18 protein-coding genes are annotated in these 17,471 nt (G+C 62.6%); 4 read left to right on the top strand and 14 right to left on the bottom strand.

What is annotated here, in order from left to right; genetic code table 11:
- Nucleotides 1-75: 75 nt before the first annotated feature.
- The 8 genes from IB279_RS24990 to IB279_RS24955 all read right to left on the bottom strand — a co-directional run bounded on the left by IB279_RS24990 (nucleotide 76) and on the right by IB279_RS24955 (nucleotide 9,275).
- Entirely contained in the window at nucleotides 76-942 is an 867-nt protein-coding gene (locus tag IB279_RS24990; protein ID WP_034802890.1) for an RNA polymerase factor sigma-32, read from the bottom strand.
- 310 nt (nucleotides 943-1,252) lie between these two features.
- Complete coding sequence (locus IB279_RS24985) at nucleotides 1,253-1,822, bottom strand: CarD family transcriptional regulator (RefSeq protein WP_034802893.1); 570 nt, start codon at nucleotides 1,820-1,822, stop codon at nucleotides 1,253-1,255.
- Between the two features lie 411 nt (nucleotides 1,823-2,233).
- Nucleotides 2,234-2,572, bottom strand: coding sequence for a ferredoxin FdxA (fdxA, locus tag IB279_RS24980; RefSeq protein ID WP_060521473.1), 339 nt, complete (start codon nucleotides 2,570-2,572; stop codon nucleotides 2,234-2,236).
- Nucleotides 2,573-2,842: 270 nt separating this feature from the next.
- Nucleotides 2,843-3,256 (bottom strand): RNA-binding S4 domain-containing protein, encoded by a 414-nt coding sequence (locus IB279_RS24975; protein ID WP_034802899.1) that lies wholly within the window; start codon nucleotides 3,254-3,256, stop codon nucleotides 2,843-2,845.
- Nucleotides 3,257-3,264: 8 nt separating this feature from the next.
- Nucleotides 3,265-6,324, bottom strand: a complete 3,060-nt coding sequence (locus tag IB279_RS24970) for a helicase-related protein (protein ID WP_192339908.1) — start codon at nucleotides 6,322-6,324, stop codon at nucleotides 3,265-3,267.
- Nucleotides 6,325-6,977: 653 nt separating this feature from the next.
- Nucleotides 6,978-7,703: a beta-ketoacyl-ACP reductase gene (locus IB279_RS24965; protein WP_034802902.1), complete on the bottom strand. Its 726-nt coding sequence runs from the start codon at nucleotides 7,701-7,703 to the stop codon at nucleotides 6,978-6,980.
- A 17-nt stretch (nucleotides 7,704-7,720) separates the two neighbouring features.
- Nucleotides 7,721-8,080, bottom strand: a complete 360-nt coding sequence (locus IB279_RS24960; protein WP_112771710.1) for a hypothetical protein — start codon at nucleotides 8,078-8,080, stop codon at nucleotides 7,721-7,723.
- A gap of 13 nt (nucleotides 8,081-8,093) precedes the next feature.
- Nucleotides 8,094-9,275, bottom strand: coding sequence for an acetyl-CoA C-acetyltransferase (locus IB279_RS24955; RefSeq protein ID WP_060521477.1), 1,182 nt, complete (start codon nucleotides 9,273-9,275; stop codon nucleotides 8,094-8,096).
- A 223-nt stretch (nucleotides 9,276-9,498) separates the two neighbouring features.
- Between IB279_RS24955 and phaR the strand changes: the two genes are divergently transcribed.
- The gene (phaR, locus tag IB279_RS24950) at nucleotides 9,499-10,077 is read left to right on the top strand and encodes a polyhydroxyalkanoate synthesis repressor PhaR (protein WP_034802922.1); all 579 of its coding nucleotides are present in this window, start codon (nucleotides 9,499-9,501) and stop codon (nucleotides 10,075-10,077) included.
- A gap of 94 nt (nucleotides 10,078-10,171) precedes the next feature.
- Here the strand turns inward: phaR and IB279_RS24945 are convergent, their stop codons facing one another.
- The 5 genes from IB279_RS24945 to mtgA all read right to left on the bottom strand — a co-directional run bounded on the left by IB279_RS24945 (nucleotide 10,172) and on the right by mtgA (nucleotide 13,316).
- On the bottom strand, nucleotides 10,172-10,573 hold the full coding sequence (locus tag IB279_RS24945) for a membrane protein (protein WP_034802925.1): 402 nt from the start codon (nucleotides 10,571-10,573) through the stop codon (nucleotides 10,172-10,174).
- Nucleotides 10,574-10,730: 157 nt separating this feature from the next.
- Nucleotides 10,731-10,916 carry a 50S ribosomal protein L32 gene (gene rpmF, locus IB279_RS24940; protein ID WP_034802928.1) on the bottom strand — a complete coding sequence of 62 codons (186 nt, stop codon included), beginning with the start codon at nucleotides 10,914-10,916 and terminating at the stop codon, nucleotides 10,731-10,733.
- A gap of 145 nt (nucleotides 10,917-11,061) precedes the next feature.
- Nucleotides 11,062-11,709 (bottom strand): glutathione S-transferase family protein, encoded by a 648-nt coding sequence (locus tag IB279_RS24935; protein ID WP_034802931.1) that lies wholly within the window; start codon nucleotides 11,707-11,709, stop codon nucleotides 11,062-11,064.
- Nucleotides 11,706-12,440: a DUF1868 domain-containing protein gene (locus IB279_RS24930; RefSeq protein ID WP_060521479.1), complete on the bottom strand. Its 735-nt coding sequence runs from the start codon at nucleotides 12,438-12,440 to the stop codon at nucleotides 11,706-11,708. Before IB279_RS24930 ends, IB279_RS24935 begins: the two co-directional genes overlap by 4 nt.
- 102 nt (nucleotides 12,441-12,542) lie before the next feature.
- Entirely contained in the window at nucleotides 12,543-13,316 is a 774-nt protein-coding gene (gene mtgA / locus IB279_RS24925) for a monofunctional biosynthetic peptidoglycan transglycosylase (protein ID WP_060529995.1), read from the bottom strand.
- A 145-nt stretch (nucleotides 13,317-13,461) separates the two neighbouring features.
- Here mtgA and IB279_RS24920 point away from each other — a divergent pair, with 145 nt between their 5' ends.
- The 3 genes from IB279_RS24920 to IB279_RS24910 all read left to right on the top strand — a co-directional run bounded on the left by IB279_RS24920 (nucleotide 13,462) and on the right by IB279_RS24910 (nucleotide 16,160).
- Nucleotides 13,462-14,376 carry a polyprenyl synthetase family protein gene (locus tag IB279_RS24920; RefSeq protein WP_060521481.1) on the top strand — a complete coding sequence of 305 codons (915 nt, stop codon included), beginning with the start codon at nucleotides 13,462-13,464 and terminating at the stop codon, nucleotides 14,374-14,376.
- 4 nt (nucleotides 14,377-14,380) lie between these two features.
- The gene (gene hisC, locus IB279_RS24915) at nucleotides 14,381-15,436 is read left to right on the top strand and encodes a histidinol-phosphate transaminase (protein ID WP_034802942.1); all 1,056 of its coding nucleotides are present in this window, start codon (nucleotides 14,381-14,383) and stop codon (nucleotides 15,434-15,436) included.
- Nucleotides 15,437-15,518: 82 nt separating this feature from the next.
- Complete coding sequence (locus IB279_RS24910) at nucleotides 15,519-16,160, top strand: LysE family translocator (RefSeq protein ID WP_034802945.1); 642 nt, start codon at nucleotides 15,519-15,521, stop codon at nucleotides 16,158-16,160.
- A 28-nt stretch (nucleotides 16,161-16,188) separates the two neighbouring features.
- Here the strand turns inward: IB279_RS24910 and ispG are convergent, their stop codons facing one another.
- Nucleotides 16,189-17,442 (bottom strand): flavodoxin-dependent (E)-4-hydroxy-3-methylbut-2-enyl-diphosphate synthase, encoded by a 1,254-nt coding sequence (ispG, locus tag IB279_RS24905; protein WP_112771775.1) that lies wholly within the window; start codon nucleotides 17,440-17,442, stop codon nucleotides 16,189-16,191.
- Nucleotides 17,443-17,471: the final 29 nt, after the last annotated feature.

Below are 17,471 nucleotides of genomic sequence, written 5' to 3'. Positions count from 1 at the left end.
AGTACCGCTTCCCGGCGCAATGCGGGGTTCCGGCGAATAGTACGGGCATGGCGGCAGACGGTCGACGTCAGGCGGTCAATGAATGCCTGCGGTCAGCGCCGGCGCTCGCGTCGCCAAGGCCGCCCGGAGCTTCTCCAGCGCCCGAGTTTCGATCTGCCGCACACGTTCCTTGGATATGCCGAGATCGATGCCGAGCTCTTCGAGCGTCGCTCCTTCTTCCGTCAGCCGCCGGGCGCGGATGATGCGCATTTCGCGCTCCGTCAGCGCGCACAGCGCGTCGCGCAGCCACACACGAGCCCGTTCGCCGTCGATCATCTCGCTCACCTGCTCGTCCGGCAGCGGCGCGTCGCTGGCGAGGAAATCCAGCCGTTCACCGCCATCGGAATCACTGCCGCCGACCGGCGCCTGCAGCGAGGTGTCGCTGCCGGAGAGACGTGCATCCATCGTCTGCACGTCGGCGATGCTGACGCCGAGGGCAGCCGCAATCTCCTCATGCATAGCCTGCGATGTAAGCTGCCTGTCGCCCTGGGCAAGCCGGGCGCGAAGACGCCGAAGGTTGAAGAACAGGGCCTTCTGCGCCGAACTGGTGCCACCGCGGACGATCGACCAGTTGCGCAGGACATAGTCCTGCATCGACGCCCGGATCCACCAGGTGGCATAGGTGGAGAAGCGGACCTCGCGGCTCGGCTCGAAACGGGCCGCCGCCTCCAGGAGACCGATATGGCCCTCCTGGACGAGATCGCCCATGGGCAGGCCGAAATTGCGAAACTTCGCGGCCATCGAGATCACCAGACGCATATGCGACATGGCGATCTTGTTGCGGGCTTCCTGATCGTTGTCGTTTCGCCAGGCTTGCGCCAGCTTGTGCTCCTCGTCGCGCTCGAGATAGGGCGCCTCCATTGCGATCTTGATCATCCGCCGGTCTGCAGTGAGAGTCTTCATCGATCACTCCGTGACTGGCGCCGGGCGCCATTGCGTGTGAAGTCCAAAAGGCCGGACGGATGCAGTGTCCGGCAGCAGGGGGCGTCTCGCGCCGCGATGTCGAAACTTGAAGAAACGACGCGGCGCCCTAACTTCGAAGTCACGAACCTGAACGGTGACGGGATCACAGAAGCAAGATCGCCCGGCGCGAAAGCGGCGCGCTTCTGCCGGCCTTTATAAATGCGCCCGGACGGCAAAAGTTCCATGCGATCAAAGAAAAAGCCCGGCGCGATGGCCGGGCTTTTTGGAAGTCTCAGTGCAGTCGGACAGCTTATGCAGCTTCGTCCTGAGCGTCGTCTTCGTCGATCGCCTTGCCGCGCTTCGGACCCTTGCTGAGGTTGGCCTCGACGAGGCGAACAGCTTCGGTTTCCGACATCTTGTTGACGGCAGCGATTTCGCGCGCCATGCGGTCGAGGGCAGCTTCGTAGAGCTGGCGTTCGGAATAGGACTGTTCCGGCTGGTTTTCGGCGCGGTAGAGATCGCGCACGACTTCCGCGATGGAAATCAGGTCGCCGGAATTGATCTTGGCATCGTATTCCTGGGCGCGGCGCGACCACATGGTGCGCTTCACGCGAGCCTTGCCCTGCACAACCTTCAACGCGCGATCGACGAAATCGGTTTCGGAGAGCTTGCGCATGCCGATGCTGACGGCCTTGGCCACTGGCACTTTCAGGCGCATCTTGTCCTTCTCGAAATCGATGACAAAAAGCTCAAGCTTCATGCCGGCGACTTCCTGCTCTTCGATCGCCACGATCTGGCCAACGCCGTGGGCCGGATAGACGATCGATTCACCGGTCTTGAAGCCCTGGCGTGTCGAAGATTTTTTCTGCTGGGTCGTCATTCGTTTCAAAAACTCCCTGTTTCGCGCCGGCCATTCTGGCCGGGGCCGGGTCAGTGAGGCCCGGGATAGACGGGGATACCGCCGGGTGGGTACATCCTGGTCCGTCCAAGGAATGCAAACAGCCTCATAAAATGCGGTCACAACAGAGCAACGCCATGTTGCGTACTAGGGAGAAACCGCGTTTTGGAGATCGTTTGCTTTCGTGATGGTTTTCGGGCGCGCAAAAACACCCTCTGTGGATCAGTAGAAGGAACCTATCACAAAAAAGTGCCGAAATCAATAATTTGCTGCATGGCAGCCATCAAGCCACCATTCTCGCAACTGCGAGCGCGGCTCGTGTTTTCCCCAGCTTTGCGCCCCGGGGGCAGCTTTGCTTCGTCAGCCTCGACGAACGGCGGCGACCGCTTCGTCTCAGTCGCCCTGGCCCGGCTCGGTCGAGAAGAACTTCTCGTACTTGGCTTCGACGCCGTCCATCTCCTTCGCTTCCGGCATCGGATCGCGCTTGACGGTGATGTTCGGCCACTTCGAAGCGAAATCCGCGTTCAGTTTCAGCCACATATCAAGACCCGGCTCGGTATCCGGCTTGATCGCCTCGGCAGGACATTCCGGCTCGCAAACGCCACAATCGATGCACTCGTCGGGATGAATGACGAGGAAATTCTCACCCTCGTAGAAGCAGTCCACGGGGCAGACTTCGACACAGTCCGTATACTTGCAGCGAATGCAATTGTCGGTCACGACATACGTCATGAGGTACTCCAGCCAATGCTCACGTTTGATGGCAGACGGCAATCAATGGTGATGCTCGTCGTCCGCGCATGCTAGGAATGTCCGGCGCGCATAGCTGCCGAAGCAAACCCGATGCACCCAACGTGGGTCTGTCAGGTAAAGGCTTTATGGACCCTTTGCAAGAATATTCAATGCGCGAAACGCCACGGCAAAGGCAGAGTTTTCTAAAGGCTGTCGCGCAAAAGCGCGTCGTGTTTTACAGCCAGCGGCGGGCAGGGTTGGCGGCGCCCATCAGTCCTCGCGCGGATCGAAATCGGGCTTTAGCCGATCGGTTTCCCGCCGCTCCTTCTTCGTCGGCCGGCCCGCTCCGCGCTCGCGCGTGGCAAGCTCGTAGGCCGACAACTTCTCCTTCGGCTGCTCTGGCGTCAGATCGTCGTAAAGCAGACGCGCTTCCTCATAGGGACCTCGCCGCTCACCCGGGCCCACGACCCGAACGATCAGACTGCGCCGGTCGAGCGCAAGTTCGAGCATATCGCCCGTCTTCAATTGAAACGACGACTGCGTCACGCGCTCGTCGTTGACGGCGACACGGCCACCCTCGATCGCCTTTTGCGCAAGCGATCGGGATTTGATCAGCCGCGTGAAAAACAGCCACTTGTCGAGACGCTGGCGCGATGCCGGGTTGGACGCAGGCTGTTTTTCCATGGTCTACCTTACTTCTTCATCTGCTCCTTGAGAGCAGCAAGCTTGGCGAAGGGCGAATCCGGATCCACCGGCTTTTCGCGACGCGGCGGACGCGCCTCGAATTTGCCCTGACCCGGCTTGCCGCCGCGGTCGTGACGATCATGACGCTCGCCGCGATCCTGACGCGGGCCGCCTTCCGGCTTGCCACCGTCATGGCGCTTGCCACGCGCCTGCTGACCACCCTTACGCCCGCCTTCACGTCCTTCGCCCTGGCCCTGGCCACGCCCGTGGCGCGGACCGCCGCGACGCTGGTCGCCCTCGTGGCGGCCACCGCCCTGGCGCTGGTTGTCCTGACGGGTGCCAGGACGCCAGAGCAGAACGGGCTTGGCTTCGACCGGCTCGCCGGTCTCCGTCACTTGGGTCTCGGTCACCTGAGCCTCAGCAGGCTGGGCCCCGTCGGCAGCGACGGCAACGTCAGCTTCGGCCTTTTCGGCCTCGGCAGCAGGTGCCTCGACGACTGCAGTCTCGGCTTCTGCCGCACTGTCGCCGGCATCGGCGTCATCAACGGCAGCGACCGGTTCCGAAGCGGCGGCAGCAGCCGCAGCACCACCATCCTGACCCATGAGGAAGGCTTGGGCCTCCTCGGCCTTGACGCTGTCTGCGCGGTAGCCGAGGCCCTTCAGGATCTCTTCCATGTCGTCGGGCGTTGCACCGAGGATCGAGAGCATGGAGGTGGTCGCTGTAAAGCGGCGGCCGTCATAGGCGCCTTCCGGACGCGGCTGCGTGCCCGGCTTCCACTGAAGGAGCGGTCGGATAAGGTCAGCGAGGCGCTCGAGGATATCGATGCGCACCGCACGCTTTCCGAGGAACCGGAAACCGGCGAGCTTGTAGAAGGTCCGCTCGAAAGACGGATCGGTAACGACAGACGTACGGCCGGCGGCGAGCATCGGGATGAGGTCGCCATAGCCGGGCTTGTCGAGGCCGTCGTTCTTCAACGCCCAGAGGAGCGTGATAAGTTCGGCCGGCGCCGGCTTCAGGAGCACCGGCAGGAAGATGTGGTAGGCGCCGAAGCGAACGCCGTACTTGCGGATCGAAGCGCGACCGTCCTGGTCGAGCGACTTGACGTCGTCTGCGACATCGCGGCGGAACAGTACGCCGAGGTTTTCGACGAGCTGGAAGGCGAGGCCCTTGGCGAGACCTTCGAGATCTTCAGCGCGCGAAATATCGTCGAGCGGCTTCAAGACCGTTCCGATGTGATGGTTCACGAAACGCTCGATGCGCGCCAGAACGTGCTCGCGGGCATTCGCCTGCAGCTGATCGTCAGCCAGCAGGATGACGCGCGGGCGCATGACGTGGTCGCTTGCCGTCAGACGGGCGACGGGATCGCCGAGCCAGCGCACAAGACCATCCGACGAAAGCGCCAGGTCGTTGTTGCCGGAAGCATGCAGCCGCGCGGCGCGTGCCTCAAACTCGAGCGCCAGCGCCTTCTGGGCAGCACCCTGCACAGCCTTGGCATCCGGGCCATCGCCGCCGGTCGCCAGCGTAAACCGGAAACCGGTTAGTTGTCCTACGTGATGACCTTCAACGAAGACATCACCATTCACACTGATTTCAGCTTCCAGCATAGCATTCTCTCTCAGGCGCTTCATGAGCACAGATGTCCTGCGATCAACAAAGCGTTTCGTCAACCGTTCATGTAGTGCGTCGGATAATCGATCTTCAATTTCCCGCGTCTTTTCTTGCCAGTGTGTCGGATCGGCCAGCCATCCCGGCCGGTTCGACACATAAGTCCATGTCCTGATCTGCGCGATTCGCGCCGAAAGTGTGTCGATCTCACCGTCCGTATGATCGGCCCGCCTGACCTGCTCGGCCATGAAATCTTCGTTTACGGTACCGCGGCGGACAAGATCCGCGTAGATCGTCGAGATCAAGTCGGCATGTTGAGCCGGTGTAATGCGCCGATAGTCCGGCAGCGCGCAGGCTTCCCACAGTTTTTCCACCCGCTCGGCATTGGTCGTGATGTCGACGACCTCAGGGTAGCGGGCCAAATGCTCGAACGCCTGCTGGTCTACTGCAGGTAGCGCCCGGGCAAGGCCGGGAACCGTCGGCGCGGCCTCAAGACTCTTCTTCAGAGCGGCAATCGAAGCGTAGTCGAACGCCTTCGAGCGCCACTGTAGCACCTTCACCGGATCGAACTCATGCGCCTCGATACGGTGGACCAGCTCGTTGTCGAAGGGATCGACGCGGCCGGTCACACCGAACGTACCGTCACGCAAGTGCCGGCCGGCGCGGCCGGCGATCTGCGCGAGTTCGGCCGGGTTGAGATTGCGGAACTGATAGCCGTCGAACTTGCGGTCCTGCGCGAAGGCGACATGGTCGACGTCGAGATTGAGGCCCATGCCGATCGCGTCGGTCGCGACCAGGTATTCGACGTCACCTTCCTGGTAGAGCGCCACCTGCGCATTGCGCGTGCGCGGCGACAGCGCGCCGAGCACGACGGCGGCACCGCCACGCTGGCGGCGGATCAGCTCGGCGATCGCATAGACCTCGTCGGCAGAGAAGGCGACGATCGCCGTGCGGTGCGGCAGACGGGTTATCTTCTTCGAACCGGCATAGAGCAGTTGCGACATGCGCGGTCGCTCGACGACGGTGATGCCGGGCAGCAACTGCTCGAGGATCGGCCGCATCGTTCCGGCACCAAGCAGCAGCGTCTCGCCGCGACCGCGCAGGTGCAGGATCCGGTCCGTGAAGATATGGCCGCGCTCGAGATCTCCGGCAAGCTGCACTTCATCGATCGCGACGAAGGACGCCGTCGTCTCGCGCGGCATGGCCTCGACGGTGCAGACCGAATAGCGCGCGCGATGCGGGGTGATCTTTTCCTCGCCGGTGATCAGCGCGACATTGTGGTGGCCGACCCTTTCGACCAGGCGCGTATAGACCTCGCGCGCGAGAAGCCGCAGCGGCAGGCCGATGACGCCGCTGTCGTGCGCAATCATGCGCTCGATCGCGTAGTGCGTCTTGCCGGTATTGGTAGGCCCGAGCACCGCGGTGACACCGCGGCCGCTCAGGATCATGGGGTGAACGGACACGTCATCGATCCCGGGCATTCAGAAATTACGGCAGCGTCTTTTCACGCTGGCGGCAAACACATGCCCACGCACCGAGCCAAACGCAAGGGGCGCCGACAACTAAAACCATCGCTTGGCATCTCTTAGCCCATTGCACCACCTGTTGTGGTCGGCGCAATCGACAATTGGAACAGCCGTGGAACGAATCGGCGACGAATCGACGACTCATTGTTATTCACTGTATGTTCACGACTACATATAGATTTCAACGCCGAACGTTGCACCACATGCTGAATCTGGAGCTGATTCCGCGCATCAGGCCCTTTGGCGCGCAACAATCCCGGCTCTGCCATTGCCTGACAGGTCCAAGGATTCCGAATCCAAGACTCTGGAAAGCCTGGAAAATTTTTCACGAAATTCGTCAGGGATTCACCCAAGGGAGAGAATGAGAATCGCAGTTTAGAGTCGCGACCAGTGCGGGAACATTCGGCAGCGACTCGCAGACCGCGCGTCATTCCACCTTTGTTCTCCACAAGATATAGTGTCTACGCCCCACTCCGGCAACGGAACTGCCAGCGCAACTTCAGGATTTCGAGCGGGATTCTCAGCGCTGCCGCCGCATGGAAACGGCGCCTCGAAAGGCGCCGTGCGGTAATGTTCGGCTTGTCTGATGCTCAGACGAAAAACTGTCCGCCGTTCGCCGAAATCGTCGAGCCGGTGATGAAGCCGGCATCGTCGGAGGCGAGGAACACCACGCAGCGGGCGATTTCTTCCGGTTCGCCGAGGCGGCCGACCGGGATCTGCGGGATGATGCGCTCGTTGAGCACCTTCTCCGGCACCGCCCGCACCATCTCCGTGCCGATATAGCCGGGGCAGATCGCGTTCACGGTAATGCCCTTGGCAGCCCCTTCCTGGGCGAGCGCCTTGGTGAAGCCGAGATCGCCGGCCTTGGCCGCCGAATAGTTGGCCTGCCCCATCTGGCCCTTCTGGCCGTTGATCGACGAGATGTTGATGACGCGACCGAAGCCACGGTCACGCATGGCCGACCAGAGCGGATGCGTCATGTTGAAGAGACCGGTGAGGTTGGTGCCGATCACCTCACCCCATTGCTCCGGCGTCATCTTGTGAAACATGGCATCGCGGGTGATGCCGGCATTGTTGACGAGCACATCGACCGGACCGAGATCGGCCTCGACCTTGGCGATGCCCTCGGCACAGGCCTGATAGTTGGAAACGTCCCATTTGTAGACCGGGATGCCGGTTTCCTGCTTGAAGGCCTGAGCCTTCTCGTCATTGCCGGCATAGTTGGCAGCCACCTTGTAGCCGGCATTCTTGAGTGCGATGGAAATTGCCGCACCAATGCCGCGCGACCCACCCGTGACCAATGCTACCCTGCTCATATGCGCCTCCCACTTGATCAGTTCAGTTTTTCGAATGCCTTCTGCATCAGCTTTTCGCCGACCTTTTGCCCGTAGAGCCCGGCGGCCGCTTGAAACTGCGGCGTAGCCAGCGCGGACAGAGCCACCTCGCACTTCTCCAGCGCGAGGCCCATCATCACCGCGGAGAGCTGCTCCAGCGACACCTTCAATGCGCCGCCGTCATCTCTCAAGGCCGCGACCATCACGTCCTTGAAAACGCTCTCCTCGTCGGAAGTCGTATGTTCCAGCATGCACTCTACCAGCCGCGCCTCGTTAAGAGGCGCGGGATTGGCATGTGCAGAAACGATCGGCGAACCGGCCAGAAGCAGGGAAAATGGAACCCACCTGGCGCTGTTCATGCCGCCAGACCGATCAGAGCCGCTCGACGCACATGGCGACGCCCATGCCGCCGCCGATGCAGAGGGTTGCAAGCCCCTTGGAAACGCCGCGGCGCTTCATTTCGAACAGCAGCGTGTTGAGCACGCGGGCGCCGGAAGCGCCGATCGGGTGACCGATGGCGATCGCGCCGCCATTGACGTTGACGATCGACGGATCCCAGCCGAGGTCTTTATTGACCGCGCAGGCCTGGGCAGCGAAGGCTTCGTTGGCTTCCACCAGTTCGACATCGCCGATCGCCCAGCCGGCCCTTGCCAACGCCTTGCGCGACGCCGGGATCGGGCCGGTGCCCATGACCTGCGGATCGACGCCGGCGGTTGCCCAGGAAACGATACGGGCGAGCGGCTGGATGCCGCGCTTGGAGGCCTGCGCCTCGGTCATCAGCAGGGTGGCTGCGGCGCCGTCATTGAGGCCGGAAGCGTTGCCGGCGGTGACCGTGCCTTCCTTGTCGAAGGCGGGGCGCAGCTTCGTCATCTGATCGAGCGTTGCGCCATGGCGGATATATTCGTCCTGGTCGACGGTGACGTCGCCCTTGCGACCCTTGACGATGAAGGGAATGATCTCGTCGGCAAAGCGCCCGGCCTTCTGGGCGGCTTCGGCCTTGTTCTGCGAGGCGAGCGCGAACGCATCCTGCTCCTCGCGGCTGAGCTGCCACTGGCGAGCGACGTTCTCGGCGGTGATGCCCATGTGATAACCGTAGAAGGCGTCGGTCAGGCCGTCCTTGATCATCGTGTCGATCATCTTGAAGTCGCCCATCTTCACGCCGCCGCGAAGATGCGAGCAATGCGGCGCCATCGACATGGACTCCATGCCGCCGGCGACGATGATCTCAGCATCACCGGTTGCAATCTGCTGCATGCCGAGCGCGACGGCGCGCAGGCCCGAGCCGCAGAGCTGGTTCATGCCCCAGGCGGTCTTTTCCTGAGGAACGCCCGCCTTCATCGCCGCCTGGCGCGCCGGGTTCTGGCCTTCGCCTGCCTGCAGCACCTGGCCGAGGATCACCTCGTCGACCTCGGCAGCCTCGACGCCTGCGCGCTCGAGCACGCCCTTGATGACGGCAGCGCCAAGTTCGTGCGCCGGCGTATTGCCAAAGGCACCGTTGAAGGAACCGACCGCGGTGCGGCCGGCGCTGGCGATCACGATGGAGGGATTGCTCATGGGACGTTTCCTCAGATCTTCTTGCCTAATGCAGGCAGACTGGCAAAGCGCGCGACGCAAGTCAAACGCCTTGATGCAGTGCCACAAAAGCGTCACCTAAAACGCAACCGCAAGATTTTGCACTTGCGTCGCCGCAACGCACAAAGACATTGTCAGCGGCGCGCTTTTGCGGATACTCTGAAAAACGCAATAAAGACGGGATGATGGGGGAGAGGAGACCCTGATGGCGAAGCACGAAGGCCAGATCGTTATCAAAAAATATGCGAACCGGCGGCTCTACAACACCGGGACCAGCACCTATGTCACGCTCGACGACCTGGCTGTGATGGTGAAGAAGGGTGAGGACTTCATCGTTCAGGATGCAAAATCCGGCGAGGACATCACCCATTCCGTGCTGACGCAGATCATCTTCGAGCAGGAGTCCAAGACCGGCAACACGCTGCTGCCGATCTCCTTCCTGCGCCAGCTGATCTCGTTCTACGGCGACCAGATGCAGATGGTGGTGCCGAGCTATCTCGAACACTCGATGCAGGCTTTCACCGAGCAGCAGTCGCAGATGCGCGAGCAGATCAACAAGGCCTTCGGCGACACGCCGCTCGGCAAAAACCTGCAGGTTCCGCTGCAACTTGTCGAAGAGCAGGTGCGTCGCAACACCGAGATGTTCCATCAGGCCATGCAGATGTTTTCGCCCTTCATCACCGCGCCGCCCGTGAAGGAAACAAAGAAGGCCGAAGCCAAGGATATCGACGAGCTGAAGGAGCAGCTTCGCGCGCTCCAGACCAAGCTCGACAATCTCGGCTAAGCAGGACCACCAGGCAGGAATACGGTTCCTGCCTTCACCTCACCTGAACAGAGATCGCGGAAATCGGGGCGGCGTCGCCCCGAACCGTCTGGACCTAGAGGCCGATCGACACGTCCCGGCCGGCCGACCGCATCGACACGGCAAAGCCGGCGATAACATCGATGAAGCTGATGGTCATCAGGATGAAGAAGAGCTGCGTTGCCGCCGGTGCGAGCAGCAGAAATTCGATCAAAAAGACGATGAACAGGATCATCGAGAGCAGATGATCCATCAGTGCGCGGCTGCTCGTGCGCGTCGCTTTCAGCAATTCGACGAAGAGCAGCAGCAGGGCGCCGACGATCAGAAGGTCGCCGAAGCGCATCGTCCAGGTCGCGCCTGATAGCATGGAGAGCGACACCATGTCGGCGTTCAGGCCGGCGAGGCCGCCGAACATTCCGATCATCGCGAGATTGTAGATTGCAAAAGGTAGGATCAGCAGCGGTATGGCAGCAAGCATCAGAACTCCTTGACCGCGTTTATGGTGGACCATGTATATGCGGCGTCGTCACGCAAGGCGCCAGCGATACCACGGCGTCCAAGCAAGATCATGTCAGATGCAAAACAAAAGGGCCGGCAGAGCCAGCCCTTTGAACCTAATCCGCGAACGGAAACGCTTATGCGCTTTCCTTCGGGGTCAGAACCTGACGGCCACGGTACATGCCGGTCTTCAGGTCGATGTGGTGCGGGCGACGCAGTTCGCCGGAGTTCTTGTCTTCGACGTAGGTCGGGGTCTTCAGAGCGTCAGCCGAACGGCGCATGCCACGCTTGGACGGGCTCGTTTTTCTTTTAGGTACAGCCATTTCATTCTCCACTTATCGGGCAAACACTGTTCAGCAGCCGAAATGGCCGTGTAAAACAGATGTTAATCACGGAAATTTGGCGCGCTTATACATGGACAACTGCCGTTTGACCAGTCCCCACGGGCAATTTTTCGACTCGACCTTTTCAGACCTCGTCTTCGGCGACGACCCACGGCTCTGCGCGGGCGGCCTCCTCCCATTTCAGGAACGCCGGATGTGCCTTCACGCGGTTCATGTAGCCGAGCGTTTCTCGATCCGCAACGAGATCGTAGACGTCGAAGCGGTTAACCACAGGCGCGTACATCGCATCGGCCGCGCTGAAGGACCCGAAGAGGAACGGGCCACCGGAACGCGCAAGCGCCTCCGTCCAGATCTGCTCGATACGTGCCACGTCCGCGCGGACGTCCGCGCCAACGTCCAGCGCCTGCTTTGGCCGACGGATGTTCATCGGGCAGGCACCACGCAGAGCGCGAAAACCGGACAGCATCTCCATCGAATAGCTGCGCGCCCGGGCGCGCGCCTGAGGGTCGGCCGGCCACAGCCCGGCGTCGGGAAAGAGTTCGGCGACATATTCGATGATCGCCAGCGATTCCCAGATAAGCAGGTCCCCGTGGCGCAGCAGCGGCACCTTTCCGGTCGGCGAGATCGCCCGGATCTCCGGATTGCCGGCGGCGAAATCGAACGGAATGACCACGTCCGAGAAATCGATGCCGACTGCCGTCATCGCGATCCATGGCCGCATCGACCAGGACGAATAGTTCTTGTTGCCGACATAGAGTGTAAGTCCGGTCATTTCTGTTCCTTGATTGCTGGTCTCTCCGAGAAAACGATCAGTTCCTCGAAATGGTTCATGTCCTCGAACGAGCAGAAGGCCGGCGGATCGAGCGCGATCACCGGCGCCTGCTCGCGCAGAAAAGCGAGCTGCTCGTCCAGCATCGCCTGCCAGCGCGGCAGCGCCGCATCGTCGAGCCAGTCGACGGGGTAAGCATAGGTGATGTGGAATTGGTAGTCGTCATGATCCGGATGGCGATAGCCGAAGGCTTCCGCGAAAGCGTCGCGCCAGGCCTTGAGACAGGCGCGGTCGGCGGCACCGTCGCCTTCGAGCGCAAGGCCCGTCGGCGTGATCTCGGTCACGCGGGCGCGGAACTGCTCCAGCGGCGCAAAATGCGCAAGCCGTTCGCAATAGTGCGCCGTCATCACCTCGATCGGCGTATCGAGCGGCATGTCGGCCGGCCAGTAAGGGAGCTTCCGGCGGTGTTCGATGATGCCCTGGAAGATCGTCATGTGCAGGCTGGACGGGTGGGTAAAGGCGAACTGCCCCGCCTCGGGCATCGCCATCACCCGGTCGCGCACCGCAAGCACGGCGGCCTCGGACGGCGATCCGGCGGCAACGTGAGACACAACCGTGTTGCCCGGTTCCGAAAGGAACTGGCCTTCGGTGTTGTAGCGCGTTCCGAGATGTCTCGGCGGGGCATCGTTGGCGCTGCGGCCAAGGGCGAGAAGCGAGGGGGAAATCAAGGTCATGGAGCAATCGGGCCTTTCGAAGGGAGAGAGGCCCAGATGGCAGAACTCTACAACGCGAGCATGACATCGCCCGACGAGCCCATCCAATGAAAAGGTCTGATCCTAATTATAAAGGCAGGTGATGTAACCGCCGGAGCGGCTGGCGCGGCGCTCGATCAGGTTCGCCAGACGCTTGAGACCGCGGCCTGGTTTTCCGGCGTTGCGCTCCTTCGGATTGGGCAGCGACACCGCAAGCAGCGCCGCCTGCCGGCGCGAGAGCTTCGACGCCGAAACCCCGAAATGATGGCGGGCGGCCGCCTCGATACCATAGATCCCGTCGCCCCATTCGGCGATGTTCAGATAGATCTCCATCATCCGCCGCTTGCTCCACACGAAGTCGGCGGCGACCGCCAGCGGCAGTTCCATGCCCTTGCGCAGGAAGGAGCGACCGTTCCAGAGATAGAGGTTCTTGACCGTCTGCATCGGAATGGTGCTCGCGCCGCGGGTCGATTCCCCTTCGAGCGCATCCTCGACCACGCCCCGCATCTGGCCCCAGTCGACGCCGTCATGCGCGCAAAACTGCCCGTCCTCCGACATCATCACCGACTGCACCAGAACCGGGGCGATATCATCGAACTCGACCCATTGCCGATCGTAGCCGCGCAGCAGCACGAGATCGCGCAGCATGAGCGTCGAGACGGGATGGATGAACTCCACCAGGTAGAGAACGATCAGCGCGTAAGGAAGGACGAGAAAGCCCAGAACAGCCAGGACGATCTGGCGGCGACGCGTGCGCAACGTCCGGCGAAGCGAAGACCAGCGACTGGAAGGCAATTCGCCCTCCTCGCGCGCTTCCGGAACGACGTTCGCGGCCTGACTGTTCACCTCGCTGTCCATCCGCTTCTCTTAGTGCATGCGCAGGCAGAGTTGAACGGGCTTTCTGGCAAAAGGCAAGGCGCGGAGAAGGCTGTCCCAGGGAAAGCGCGCGGCTGCGACACGAATCCCCGTTGAAAGCCCTCTTCGCCCATGTCAAAGAGCGCGCATGAGCCAGGACACATCGCCTTTTACCCGTCGCCTCGCCACCAATGCCCGCACCGTCGAGGGTCTGCTGGAACGTCTGCTCGGCCAGACGACGGAAGCCGACGAAATCGCCCGGCCGGCAAACCTGCTCGCGGCCATGCGCCACGGCGTGCTGAACGGCGGCAAGCGTCTGCGCCCCTTCCTGGTGATCGAATGCGCCGATCTGCTCGGCGGCAATCGCGATGCGGCCTTGCGCGTCGGCGCGGCACTCGAATGCGTGCATTGCTATTCGCTGGTCCATGACGACCTGCCGGCGATGGACGACGACGACATGCGCCGCGGCCAGCCGACCGTGCACAGGGCCTTCGACGAGGCGACGGCGATTCTTGCCGGCGACAGCCTGCTGACCTTTGCCTTCGACATCATCGCAGCACCCGAAACAGCGCTTTCGGATGCGCAGAAGGTGGAGCTGGTCCTGGCGCTCGGACGCGCCGCCGGCCACGGTGGCATGGCCGGCGGACAGGCGCTCGACCTGGCCGCGGAAAAGTCGCCACCGGACGAGGCCGGGATCGTCACGCTGCAGGCGATGAAGACAGGTGCCCTGATCCGATTTGCCTGCGAGGCTGGCGCCATCGTCGCCGGCGCCGCGAAGGAGGACCGCGCGCGGCTTCGCGCCTTCGGCGAAAAGATCGGCCTTGCCTTCCAGCTTGCCGACGACCTGCTCGACCTTACCGCGGATGCGGAGACCATGGGCAAGGCAACCGGCAAGGACGCCGCCCGTGGCAAGGGCACGCTGGTCGCGCTCAACGGCCAGACCTGGGCGGAAGACCGGCTGGAGCAACTGGTCGTCGAAGCCGAAGCGCTGCTTGCGCCCTATGGAGCGCGCTCGGCCATTCTCGTCGAAGCCGCCCGTTTCATCGCCAATCGCAGGAGCTAGATCCATGAGCAAATACTGGTCGCCGATCGTCTCCAAGCTGAAGCCCTACGTGCCTGGCGAACAGCCGCGCATCGCCAACCTGGTGAAGCTCAACACCAACGAATGCCCCTACGGTCCGTCTGAGAAGGTGCTCGACGCGATCGCCGCGGCAGCGAGCAGCGATCTTCGCCTTTATCCGGACCCGCTGGCGCTGAAGCTGCGCCAGGCCATCGCCGTACGCTATGGCGTGACCGCCGAAGAAGTCTTCGTCGGCAACGGCTCGGACGAGGTGCTGGCGCACATCTTCGCCGGCTTGCTGAAGCACGACGCGCCGCTGCTCTATCCGGATATCTCCTACAGCTTCTATTCGACCTATGCGCGGCTCTTCGAGATCGACACGGTCGAGATCCCGCTCAGCGATCGCTTCGAGATCGATCTCGCCGACTACGACCGGCCCTGCGGCGCGATCATCCTGCCGAACCCGAATGCCCCGACCGGCATCGCTTTGCCGCTCGCCGACATCGAGCGGCTGGTCGCAAGCCATCCGGACCAGCCCGTCGTCATCGACGAGGCCTATGTCGATTTCGGCGGCCAGTCGGCCGCAGAACTGGTTTCGAAATACGAGAACCTCTTGGTCGTCCAGACCTTCTCCAAGTCGCGCGCACTTGCGGGCTTGCGCGTCGGCTTCGCCATTGGCCAGCGCCCGCTGATCGAGGCGCTGGAGCGGGTGAAGGACAGCTTCAACTCCTATCCGCTCGGCCGCCCGGCCCAGGCCGGCGCCATCGCCGCGATCGAGGATGAAGCCTGGTTCGAGGACACTCGCGCCAAGATCATCGCGTCGCGCGACCGGCTCACGGCCGAACTGACAGCGCGCGGCTTCGAGGTGCTGCCTTCGTCGGCAAACTTCGTTTTCGCACGGCATCCCGGCCATCGCGGAGAAACGCTGATGAAGGCGCTCCGCGAGCGCGCCGTGCTGGTGCGCCATTTCGCCAAGCCGCGCATCTCCGATTTCCTGCGCATCACCATCGGCACCGATGCCGAATGCGCGCGCCTGATCGAGGCGCTAGACGAGATCCTCTAAGTTGTCTCGGTGACATTTTCGCCGTTTCAAACAAGCGATGGACTGATCTAGCCTCCGGCGACCGAGCCGGAGCTTGTCTTACATGTTCGACCTGACGCCCTATCTGCCGCAGCTTCTCATTGCCTGGACCGCCTATCTGATCGCGACCGCATCGCCGGGGCCGGCGATCCTGGCGATCATCACCACCTCGGTCAGCCAGGGACGAAAGGCGGGCCTGGCGCTTGCCCTTGGCGTTCTGACGGGAAGTTACACCTGGGCAATGCTGACGGCCTCCGGTCTCTCGGCGCTGATCCGCGCCTATGGCCACGCGATCATCGTGCTCAAGATCGCCGGCGCCTGCTATCTCTTCTGGCTCGCCTATAACGCGCTACGCGCCGCCATGCGCAGCGACAAGAGCGCGATCGTACCGACGGCAAAGGTGCAGACCTCGCTGAAGCGGCTCTATCTCAAGGGGCTCGGCATCCACCTGACGAACCCCAAGGCGATCTTCTCCTGGATCATGCTGGTGTCACTCGGCATGCCCGCGGGCGCGCCGGTCGGCGTTACCGCCACTTTTATCGGCGGCTGCATGGTCTTGGGTCTGATGACCTTCTGCGGCTTTGCGATCGTCTTCTCGCTCACGCCGGTACACCGCGCTTATCTCAAGTCCAGGCGGTTGATCGAGAGCCTGATGGCCGGCTTCTTCGCCTTTGCCGGCTTCAAGCTGCTGACATCACGGCTCTGAGGCCACAGCGTGGACAAAGCGCGGCTGCTTACTCAGCGGCCGCCTGGCCGCGGCCGTAGCGCTTCTCGATATAGTCGGAAACCAGCGTCTCGAAGTCGCCGGCAATGTTGGGGCCGCGCAGTGTAATTGCCTTCTCGCCGTCGATGAAGACGGGGGCGGCCGGCATTTCGCCGGTGCCGGGCAAAGAGATGCCGATATCGGCATGTTTGCTTTCGCCCGGGCCGTTGACGATGCAGCCCATGACCGCGACCTTCAGGCCCTCGACGCCGGGATACTTCTCGCGCCAGACCGGCATGTTGCGGCGGATGTCGTCCTGGATCTTCTGGGCGAGTTCCTGGAACACCGTGGACGTGGTGCGTCCGCAGCCGGGACAGGCGGCAACAACAGGGATGAACTGACGGAAACCCATGACCTGCAGCAATTCCTGCGCCACCTGCACCTCGCGGGTGCGGTCGCCGCCGGGCTCAGGCGTCAGCGAAATGCGGATCGTATCGCCGATGCCCTGCTGCATGAGGATGCCGAGCGAAGCGGACGAGGCGACGATGCCCTTCGTGCCCATGCCGGCCTCGGTGAGGCCGAGATGCAGTGCGTGGTCCGAGCGGGCCGACAACATGGCATAGACGGCGATCAGGTCCTGAACGCCGGAAACCTTGGCCGAAAGGATGATGCGGTTGCGCGGCAGACCGATCTCTTCGGCGAGTTCCGCCGAGAGCAGCGCCGACTGCACGATCGTCTCGCGCGTCACCTCTTGCGCCGTCAGCGGAAAACCGTTCGCCTTGTTCTCGTCCATCAGCCGCGTCAGCAGTTCCTGGTCGAGCGAACCCCAGTTGACGCCGATGCGCACCGGCTTGTCGTAGCGGATCGCCATCTCGACGATCTCGGCGAACTGCTTGTCCTTCTTGTCCTTGAACCCGACATTGCCCGGATTGATGCGATACTTCGCCAGCGCCTCGGCGCAGGCCGGATGATCGGCAAGCAGCTTGTGGCCGATATAGTGGAAGTCGCCGACGAGCGGCACGTCGAGACCAAGGCGCTCGAGCCGCTCGCGGATCTTCGGCACCGCCGCCGCACTCTCGTCGCGGTCGACGGTGATGCGCACCAGTTCCGAACCGGCCTTATGCAGCGCGGCCACCTGGGCCACGGTCCCATCGATATCGGCCGTATCGGTGTTGGTCATCGACTGGACCACGACCGGTGCGCCGCCCCCGACGATGACGCCGCCGACATCGACGGCGACGGAGGCGCGGCGGGGCTGCGGATCGAAATCAAAGGCGGAAGACATGAAGGCCTCTTCGTGGGTCACTGAGCCGG

The organism is Ensifer sp. ENS06 (genome assembly GCF_014852205.1).
In the GTDB taxonomy this organism is placed as follows: Bacteria; Pseudomonadota; Alphaproteobacteria; order Rhizobiales; family Rhizobiaceae; genus Ensifer; species Ensifer adhaerens.
Note: the sequence above shows the minus strand (reverse complement) of the source record. Positions and strands in the feature narration are given on the sequence as shown.

Excerpts from the sequence above, each read along its gene's own strand:
- IB279_RS24910 (WP_034802945.1), top strand. The coding sequence starts at position 15,519 with ATGTTCGACCTGACGCCCTATCTGCCGCAGCTTCTCATTGCCTGGACC.
- IB279_RS24930 (WP_060521479.1), bottom strand. The coding sequence starts at position 12,440 with ATGACCTTGATTTCCCCCTCGCTTCTCGCCCTTGGCCGCAGCGCCAAC.
- IB279_RS24975 (WP_034802899.1), bottom strand. The coding sequence starts at position 3,256 with ATGGAAAAACAGCCTGCGTCCAACCCGGCATCGCGCCAGCGTCTCGAC.
- IB279_RS24935 (WP_034802931.1), bottom strand. The coding sequence starts at position 11,709 with ATGACCGGACTTACACTCTATGTCGGCAACAAGAACTATTCGTCCTGG.
- IB279_RS24965 (WP_034802902.1), bottom strand. The coding sequence starts at position 7,703 with ATGAGCAGGGTAGCATTGGTCACGGGTGGGTCGCGCGGCATTGGTGCG.
- IB279_RS24990 (WP_034802890.1), bottom strand. The coding sequence starts at position 942 with ATGAAGACTCTCACTGCAGACCGGCGGATGATCAAGATCGCAATGGAG.
- rpmF (WP_034802928.1), bottom strand. The coding sequence starts at position 10,916 with ATGGCTGTACCTAAAAGAAAAACGAGCCCGTCCAAGCGTGGCATGCGC.
- mtgA (WP_060529995.1), bottom strand. The coding sequence starts at position 13,316 with ATGGACAGCGAGGTGAACAGTCAGGCCGCGAACGTCGTTCCGGAAGCG.
- IB279_RS24955 (WP_060521477.1), bottom strand. The coding sequence starts at position 9,275 with ATGAGCAATCCCTCCATCGTGATCGCCAGCGCCGGCCGCACCGCGGTC.
- IB279_RS24945 (WP_034802925.1), bottom strand. The coding sequence starts at position 10,573 with ATGCTTGCTGCCATACCGCTGCTGATCCTACCTTTTGCAATCTACAAT.
- fdxA (WP_060521473.1), bottom strand. The coding sequence starts at position 2,572 with ATGACGTATGTCGTGACCGACAATTGCATTCGCTGCAAGTATACGGAC.
- ispG (WP_112771775.1), bottom strand. The coding sequence starts at position 17,442 with ATGTCTTCCGCCTTTGATTTCGATCCGCAGCCCCGCCGCGCCTCCGTC.
- IB279_RS24960 (WP_112771710.1), bottom strand. The coding sequence starts at position 8,080 with ATGAACAGCGCCAGGTGGGTTCCATTTTCCCTGCTTCTGGCCGGTTCG.
- phaR (WP_034802922.1), top strand. The coding sequence starts at position 9,499 with ATGGCGAAGCACGAAGGCCAGATCGTTATCAAAAAATATGCGAACCGG.
- hisC (WP_034802942.1), top strand. The coding sequence starts at position 14,381 with ATGAGCAAATACTGGTCGCCGATCGTCTCCAAGCTGAAGCCCTACGTG.
- IB279_RS24920 (WP_060521481.1), top strand. The coding sequence starts at position 13,462 with ATGAGCCAGGACACATCGCCTTTTACCCGTCGCCTCGCCACCAATGCC.
- IB279_RS24985 (WP_034802893.1), bottom strand. The coding sequence starts at position 1,822 with ATGACGACCCAGCAGAAAAAATCTTCGACACGCCAGGGCTTCAAGACC.